Genomic DNA, 8,056 nt, shown 5'->3' on the forward strand with positions numbered 1-8,056 from the left:
GGGGGCCCCCCCCCCCCGGGCCACCGGCGCTTTTTGGCGGGGCCCCCCAGGCGGGCGGGGCGCGTGGGGGGTCCGCACCCCGCAGGCGCCCCGCTCGCTGCCACGGTCGGTCGTGCCGGACGGGCACGTGCCCGCGCGGACCGCGAACCCGCGCCGCGCTGCGGGCGGGCCTACCGGTCGTCGGTGGCCGTGGCGGTCTCGGGAGCGCCCGTGACGACCAGTTCGCCGACCCTGTCCGCGAGGACCGCCAGGGCGTCCGGCGGCATCCTGTCGTCGGTGATGAACCACCCGATCTGGTCCAGATCGGCGAAGGTGCTGAGCCCGGTGATGCCCCACTTCGTGTGGTCCGCCGCCACGGCGACCCGGCGGGCGCGGGAGAGGAACATCCGATTGGTCTGTGCCTCGGCGAGGTTGGGGCTGGTCAGGCCCTGGTGCTCGGTGACTCCGTGGGTGCCGAGGATCAGCAGGTCCACGTGGAGGGAGGCGATGGCGTGATCGGCGATGGGGCCGACGAGAGCCTCGGAGCGGGTCGCGCTGCCACCCGTCAGGAGCACCACGGGTGTGCGGTGGGCGGCGTCCGCCGCGCTGCGGACGAGGCGTTCGATCGGCAGGGAGTTCGTGAGGATGGTCAGGTCCGGAATGTTCAGCAGCTGTGCCGCCACGGCGTGGGTGGTGGTTCCGCCGCTGATGGCCACCACCGTGCCGGGGTTGACCAGGGCCGCGGTCGCCTCGGCGATGGCGGCCTTGGCCGCGGATTCCAGGGTCGACTTCACCTCGAACCCGAGTTCTTCGCTGGTGCCCGCGGCGACCGCGCCGCCGTGGACCTTCTCCACCGCGCCGGACCGGGCCAGGGCGTCGAGATCGCGGCGGACCGTCATGTCCGACACCCCGAACGTGACGACGAGATCGGAGACGCGCACGGCGCCGTCGCGTCGGACCGCCTCCAGGATGAGGGCGCGGCGCTGTTGGACGAGCAGTCCCTGGTCGGACATTCCCATACCTGTCGTCGACTCCCTCGAACGGACCGAATATAGCGCAGGAGGATTTTCGGACACCGGGTGCGAGGAGAGCGGATCAAGGAGCCCGCACAGGGCGCCGTTCACCTCCCGCGGGGCGCCGCCGGGCCGTGTGGCGGCCCGGACCGGCTCGCGGCCGGTACCGCGACCGCCGGTGGCGCCCGTTCCGTGACGGGCGCCACCGGCGGACGGTGGCGATCAGGCCGACCCTCGGCGGCCCTCGCCGTTCCGCCGGGCCCACCGAGCCGGCCGCACCGTTCGTGCCACGGCGGGGTCGGCTCGGGTCCGGCGGAAGCCAATGCGTGCGTGCCTGTCGGCCGCGGTCCGGGTGGTGTCAGGCGGGGAGGCCGATGGGGCGCTCGCCGTTGCGGCGCTGCTGGATGACGACGGCGACGACGAGGAGCGCACCCTGGGCGACGTTCTGCCAGAAGGAGTTGATGCCCTGGACGGTGAGGCCGTTCTCCAGGCAGCCGAGGAGGGCGACGGCGAGGAGGGTGCCACCGATGCCGCCCTTGCCGCCCTTGAGTGCGGCGCCGCCGAGGGCGGCGGCGGTGATGGCCTTGAGTTCGAGGCCTTCGCTGCCGGAGACGGGCTGGCCGCTGCCGGTGCGGGCGGTGAGGAGGATGCCGGCGACGGCGGCGACGGTGCCGATGAGGGCGTAGACGGCGATCAGGTACTTGTTGATGTTGATGCCGGCGAGGCGGGCGGCGGTGTCGTTGCCGCCGATGGCGTAGAGGTTGCGGCCGATGTCGGTGTACTTGAGGAGGAGGTGGACGGCGAGGGCCGTGAGGATCAGGATCCAGACCATGACGGGCAGGCCGGCGATCTTGCCGCGCCCGAGGAAGATGAAGATGTCGTTGTTGAGGACGTAGCCCTGGGCGCGGCCGTTGGAGATGAGTTGGGCGAGGCCCTTGTAGGCGGCGAGTCCGGCGAGGGTGGCGATGGTGGGGTTGACGCGGCCGTAGACGATGACGACGCCGTTGAGGATGCCGATCAGGATGCCCACGCCGACGGCGGCGGCCATGCCGGCGAGGGCGTTGGAGCCGGCGCTGGTGAAGGCCATCGCGGAGACGACGGAGGCGACGCCGGCCTGGGAGCCGACGGAGATGTCCAGGCCGCCGCAGATGATGACGACGGTCTGGACGACGGCGAGCAGGCCGGTGATGGTCGCGGCTTCGGCGATGACCTGCATGTTGGTGAGGCTGAGGTAGTTGTCGTTGAGCACCCCGAACAGGGTGAGCACGACGACCAGGGCGCCGATCAGGCTGAGGTTCTGCCCGCCGACCGAGGCCAGGACCTTCGGTGAGACCGCGGACCGGCGCGGGGCGTGGCCGCCGTTCTCGGCGGACGGCGTGGTGCTGGTGGTGGTGCTCATACGGAAGCTCCGGGGGCGGGGGCGGGCGTGGTCGCGCCGGCGAGGTCGTCGGTGGTGGTCAGGTCGTCGGCCATGGCGAGGTTGAGGATGGCTTCCTCGTTCGCCTCGGCGCGGCTCAGCTCGCCGGTGATGTGGCCGTTCTGCATGACGAGGATGCGGTCGGCGAGACCGAGGACCTCGGGGAGTTCGGAGGAGATGACGAGGACGGCGACCCCTTCGGCGGCGAGGTCGGCGATGATCTGGTAGATCTCCGCCTTGGCGCCGACGTCGATGCCGCGGGTGGGCTCGTCGAGGATGAGGACCTTCGGCCTGCGGGCGAGCCAGCGCGCCAGGACGACCTTCTGCTGGTTGCCGCCGGAGAGCTTGCGGACCTCGTGTTCGATCGAGGGGGTGCGCACCCGCAGCCGGTCCGTGTACTCCTGCGCGAGGTCGCGTTCGGCGGCGCGGCGCACGAAGCGGAACCGGCGCAGGCGTTCCAGGACGACGAGTGAGGTGTTGTCGCGGATGGAACGGTGCAGGAACAGGGCCTGGGCCTTGCGCTCCTCCGGGGCGAGGCCGAGGCCGGCGCGGATGACGGCGCCGGGGTTGCCGGAGGGCAGGCGCTTGCCGTCGAGGGTGACGGTGCCGGAGTGGATCGGCAGGTCGCCGGCGAGGGCGAGGGCGAGCTCGGAGCGCCCGGCGCCGATCAGGCCGGCCAGGCCGACGACTTCGCCCGCGTGGATCTGCAGGTCGATGTCGCGCACCGCGTCGGTGGTGACGCCGCGCACGTCGAGGACGAGGCGGTCGGTGGCGACGCGTTCGCGGGAGAACATGGTGGTCAGGTCGCGGCCGACCATGAGGCGGACGAGGTCGCCCTCGGTGGTGGTGGCGGCGTCCTGGATGCCGGCGAGGGTGCCGTCGCGCAGGACGGCGATGCGGTCGGCGAGTTGGAAGATCTCCTGCATGCGGTGGGAGACGTAGACGACGGCGACGCCGTCGTCGCGCAGGCGGCGGATGAGGGCGAACAGCGCGTCGACCTCGTGTTCCGACAGCGAGGAGGTGGGCTCGTCGAAGGCGATGACCTTCGCCTCGCCGGTGAGGGCGCGCAGGATCTCGACCAGCTGGCGTTGGGCCGGGGTGAGTCGGGAGCCGAGCAGGTCCGGGTCCAGGACCTTGTCGAAGCCCAGGCGCTTGAGGTCGGCGGTGATGCGGCGGCGCAGTTCGGCGCGGTCCAGACGTCGGCCGGCGGTGCGGGGCAGGGAGCCGGCGTAGACGTTCTCGGCGACGGAGACGTGCGGGATGATCTCGGGTTCCTGCGGGATGATCCGGATCCCGGCCGCGCGCGCCTGGGCGGGCGAGGCGAGGTCCACCCGCTTGCCGTCGAGCAGGACGTGACCCTCCGTCGGCTGGTGGTCGCCGGTGAGGATCTTCAGCAGGGTGGACTTGCCGGCGCCGTTCTCGCCCATGAGGGCGGTGACCTGGCCGGGTGGGAAGTCGAGGGTGACACCGCCGAGGGCCTGGACCGCGCCGAACCGCTTGGTGACCTGGTGGACACCGGCGCTGCCGGCGGTGGGCGGACGGGGATCCGGGTTCGCGTGGTGGGCTGGGCTCATCGGGGTCACCTCGGAGTCGTACGGGAGGGTTGAGGGGGCTCGCGACCGGTGCACCGCGGTCGCTTGCGCGGGGGAGGAGTGCGGGAGGTGCGGCCGGGGTTGGGCCGTCCGGCCCTCGGGGAGCGGGAGCGCCCCCCGGCCCGGCGGGGCGGCGGCCCGGCCGGGAGAGGGGGGATCCGGTCTGCCCGGGGGCGTCAGTTGCAGGTGACGCCGGCGTTCTGCCAGGTGGTGGGGTCGACCATGGTGGTGGGGGCGAAGGCCTCCTTGGGGAAGTCCTTGCTGTTCTTGAGCTTGTCGTACATGGTCTGGACGGCGAGGGCGCCGACGTCCTTGCCGTTGATGAACAGGGCGGCCTTCATGCCGGTGGGCTTGTTGCCGGCCCAGTTCTTGCAGGCGAGGTAGGCGCCGAGGCCCACGCCGATGACGTTGTCGGCGCTGATCCCGGCGTTCTGCAGGGCGGTGACACCGCCCTGGACGTTCTCGTCGTTGCAGCCCCAGACGACCCAGTGCTTGACGCCGGCGTTGGCGGTGATGGTCGCGGCGATCTTGTCCTGGGCGCCGGTGGGGGTGTTGTCGGTGGCGACGTCGATGCTCTGGACGCCGGGGACGGCGGCGCCGAAGGCCTCCTTGGCGCCCTTGACGCGGTCGCCGCAGACGGTGACGTCCTGCTTCCAGGCGGAGATGACCCGGGTGTCGGCCGGGTTCCAGCCGGCCTTCTTGAACTCCTCGCCGGCGCGCTTGCCGACCTCGGTGCCCATCTGGGCGCCGGAGAAGCCGATCCGGGCGACGAGGTCGTCCTTGGCGCAGGCGGCGGGGTCGGGGCCGGTGGCGCAGATCTGGTCGTCCGAGGTCAGCAGGGCGACCTTGGCGTCCTTGGTGGTCTGCACGACCTGCGGGCCCACGGCCGGGTCAGGGACGACGATGATCACGCCGTTGGTCTTCTGCGCGATCGCGGACTGGACCTCGCTGATGGTCTTGTTGGCGTCACTGCCCAGGTTGACCACCTTCAGGTCGACGCCCAGCTCCGCGGCCTTGGCCTTCGCACCGGCCGCCTCCCCGACGAAGTACTCCTGGTCGCCCTGCTTCTGCAGGTAGGTGATCGAGATCTTCCCGCTGACCGGCGCGACCGAGGCGTCGCCCCCGGCGACGGACTCCTGGCCCGTCGAACACGCGGTCGTCAGGCCCACGGCGAACAACAGACCGGTCGCGGCAACAACGCGGCTGGCAGGACGGAACATTTGGGAGCTCCTTCGTGCGGGCGACGACTCCGGCGCCCACAAAGGGTCGAGGGGAACTGTCCGTTCGAATCCCCGGGCGGACGTGGGAGCCGATCGGCCGTGCTCGCTCGGCCATACGTTCGGCCGGACGAGAGAAGCATCAGCAACCATCAAGAATCAACACGGTCAAACGGGATGGCACATATGACATCCCTGTTGCGGTACATCGTCAAGTGGAAGTCGGGGACGAGACCAGCTTGTAACCTGTCGGCCCCCTGGGGTCCGGCGCCCGGAGGCGGGGTGCGGCCTCGTTCGGTCGAGTGTCCGATTTTAGGGAGTGTTGACTTTTGTGTGCTCTCGTTTGAATATGAGCGCGATGCTCGCTCAGGCCGGGTAGCCGACACGGGGCCCCGTAGAGAAGGAAGCCATGATCAAAACGTCGGACAAGCTCGCGGACGGTCGCGAACTCCTCTACTTCGACCCGGAGGAGGCCGTTCCCCGCGAGCCCTCCCTCGACCGGCGCCCGCTGGAGCCGGCGGCCAGCCTGTCCGAGATCCGCCGCGACCCGACCACCGGAAGCTGGGTGACGGTGGCCGCGCACCGGCAGGCCCGCACCTACCACCCACCGGCGGACGAGTGCCCGCTCTGCCCCTCCCGCGAAGACCGGCTCAGCGAGATCCCGGCCTCCGACTACCGGGTCGTCGTCTTCGAGAACCGCTTCCCGTCGCTGGCCGGTCACGCCGACCCCGAGCTCCTCGGCCACCCGGTGGCCGAGTCAGCCGCCGGCACCGGGCGCTGCGAGGTCGTCTGCTTCACCGCCGATCACGGCTCGTCGTTCGCCGACCTGACCGAGTCCCGGGCCCGCCTCGTCCTCGACGCCTGGACGGACCGGACCGCCGAACTGTCCGTGCTGCCCGAGGTCGGGCAGGTCTACATCTTCGAGAACCGCGGCGCCGAGATCGGCGTCACGCTCGCCCACCCGCACGGACAGATCTACGCGTTCCCCTTCGTCCCGCCGCGCACCGCCCGGATGATCGAGCAGGCCGGCCGGCACCGCGCCGCCACCGGCCGCAACCTCTTCGAGGACGTGCTGGCCGCCGAACGCGCCGATCCGGTCCGCGTGGTGCTGGCCGGCGAGCACTGGACCGCCTTCGTGCCGTTCGCCGCCCGCTGGCCCTACGAGGTGCACCTCTACCCCAACCGTCGGGTCGCCGACCTGACGCAGCTCGACGAGGCCGAGCGCGCCGAGTTCCCCGGCCTCTACCTGGAACTGCTGCGGCGCTTCGACCGCCTGTTCGTCGAGGAGGGCCGGCACGAGCAGGCCCGGCCGACGCCGTACATCGCGGCCTGGCACCAGGCACCTGCCGTGGACGGCCACGAACTGGCGCTGCACCTGGAGTTGTTCACGATCCGTCGTACGGCGGGCAAGCTGAAGTTCCTCGCCGGCGTGGAGTCGGGCATGGACGCGTTCGTCAACGACGTGTCGCCGGAGGCGGCCGCACAGCGCCTCCGAGAGGTCGCCTCATGAGGACGTACCTGGTCACGGGTGGCGCCGGCGATGTCGGCAGCGTGGTCGCCGCCCACCTGCTGGAGGCGGGACACCGGGTGACCGTCCTGGACGGCATCGTCGCCGACGTTCGGACGCTCACCCAGGAGCGGAGCAGCGGAAGGCGGCGGTCCCGATGACGAACCCGGCCCCGACCCTCGGCCACAGCGTGCCCCAGGCCCCGGCCGGGGTCTGGGCGGCTCCCGGCCGGGTCAACCTGATCGGCGAACACACCGACTACAACGACGGGTTCGTCCTGCCGATCGCCCTGCCCCAGGCGGCCCGCGCCACCGTCCGCCCGCGGCCGGACGGGCTGTTGCGGCTGTACAGCGAACAGGGCGACGGATCCACCGTCGAACTCGACGTCACCGCGCTCACCCCCGGCAGCGTGGACGGCTGGGCCCGCTACCCGGCCGCCGTGGTCTGGACCCTGCGCGAGGCCGGCCACCAGGTCGGCGGCGCCGACGTGCACATCGACAGCGAGGTACCGACCGGCGCGGGCCTCTCCTCCTCGGCGGCGATCGAATGCGTGGTGGCCGCCGCCTACAACGACCTGTACGGCCTCGGGCTGGACGGCCCCGAACTGGCCCGGATCGCGCAGCGGGCCGAGAACGCCTTCGTCGGCGTCCCCTGCGGGATCATGGACCAGATGGCGTCGATGTGCTGCCGTGAGGGCGGCGCGCTCTTCCTCGACACCCGCGACCTGTCCGCCCGCCACGTCCCGCTCGACCTCCTCGGCGCCGGGCTTCGGCTGCTCGTCGTCGACACCCGGGTCAAGCACGACCTCGCCGACGGCGCGTACGCACGGCTGCGGGCGGGCTGCGAGCGGGCCGCCGCCCTCCTCGGCCTGCCCGCCCTGCGCGACCTCGACCCGGACGGGCCGGCGTCGGCGCTGGCCCGGTTGCCGGACGAACTCCGTCCGCTGGTACGGCACGTGGTGAGCGAGAACGGGAGGGTGGGCGAGGCGGTGGCCCACCTCGACGCGGGTGACCTGCGCGCACTCGGCCCGATCCTGACCGCCGGGCACGCCTCGCTCCGCGACGACTACGGCGTCTCCTGTCCGGAGACCGACCTCGCCGTCGCCACTGCTGTCGACGCCGGCGCGCTGGGTGCCCGGATGACCGGCGGCGGCTTCGGCGGCTCGGTGATCGCCCTGGTCGACGCCGACGCGGTGCCCACCGTCACCGCCGCGGTCGAGACGGCTTTCCGGCAGGCCGGCCACACCGCCCCCCGCACGTTCACCGCCGTCCCCGCGTCCGGCGCCCGCCGGATCGCCTGACCGGCCGTCGCCGCCGACCCGGCCACCACGG

6 protein-coding genes and 1 pseudogene are annotated in these 8,056 nt (G+C 72.2%); 3 read left to right on the plus strand and 4 right to left on the minus strand.

Annotation, left to right across the window (positions count from 1 at the left end; translation table 11 throughout):
• Nucleotides 1–170 precede the first annotated feature (170 nt).
• From ACFVYI_RS39610 to ACFVYI_RS39625, 4 genes are all read right to left on the minus strand, one after another.
• Entirely contained in the window at nt 171–992 is an 822-nt protein-coding gene (locus tag ACFVYI_RS39610) for a DeoR/GlpR family DNA-binding transcription regulator (protein WP_387894596.1), read from the minus strand.
• Nucleotides 993–1,350: 358 nt separating this feature from the next.
• The gene (locus tag ACFVYI_RS39615) at nt 1,351–2,391 is read right to left on the minus strand and encodes an ABC transporter permease (RefSeq protein ID WP_387894598.1); all 1,041 of its coding nucleotides are present in this window, start codon (nt 2,389–2,391) and stop codon (nt 1,351–1,353) included.
• Nucleotides 2,388–3,983 (minus strand): sugar ABC transporter ATP-binding protein, encoded by a 1,596-nt coding sequence (locus tag ACFVYI_RS39620; protein WP_387894600.1) that lies wholly within the window; start codon nt 3,981–3,983, stop codon nt 2,388–2,390. The genes ACFVYI_RS39615 and ACFVYI_RS39620 overlap by 4 nt, the downstream gene beginning before the upstream one ends.
• A gap of 194 nt (nt 3,984–4,177) precedes the next feature.
• Entirely contained in the window at nt 4,178–5,221 is a 1,044-nt protein-coding gene (locus ACFVYI_RS39625) for a substrate-binding domain-containing protein (RefSeq protein ID WP_387894602.1), read from the minus strand.
• A 406-nt stretch (nt 5,222–5,627) separates the two neighbouring features.
• On the opposite strand from ACFVYI_RS39625, the gene galT reads away from it, so the two are divergent.
• From galT to galK, 3 genes and pseudogenes are all read left to right on the plus strand, one after another.
• On the plus strand, nt 5,628–6,728 hold the full coding sequence (gene galT / locus ACFVYI_RS39630) for a galactose-1-phosphate uridylyltransferase (RefSeq protein ID WP_387894603.1): 1,101 nt from the start codon (nt 5,628–5,630) through the stop codon (nt 6,726–6,728).
• Nucleotides 6,725–6,841 (plus strand): annotated as a pseudogene (locus ACFVYI_RS39635) (NAD-dependent epimerase/dehydratase family protein); the annotation flags it as partial. The gene galT and the pseudogene ACFVYI_RS39635, both read left to right, overlap by 4 nt.
• Before the next feature lie 41 nt (nt 6,842–6,882).
• Nucleotides 6,883–8,025, plus strand: coding sequence for a galactokinase (gene galK, locus ACFVYI_RS39640; RefSeq protein ID WP_387894604.1), 1,143 nt, complete (start codon nt 6,883–6,885; stop codon nt 8,023–8,025).
• Nucleotides 8,026–8,056: the final 31 nt, after the last annotated feature.

The sequence above is a fragment of the Kitasatospora sp. NPDC058218 genome (assembly GCF_042882445.1).
Taxonomy (GTDB): Bacteria; Actinomycetota; Actinomycetes; order Streptomycetales; family Streptomycetaceae; genus Kitasatospora.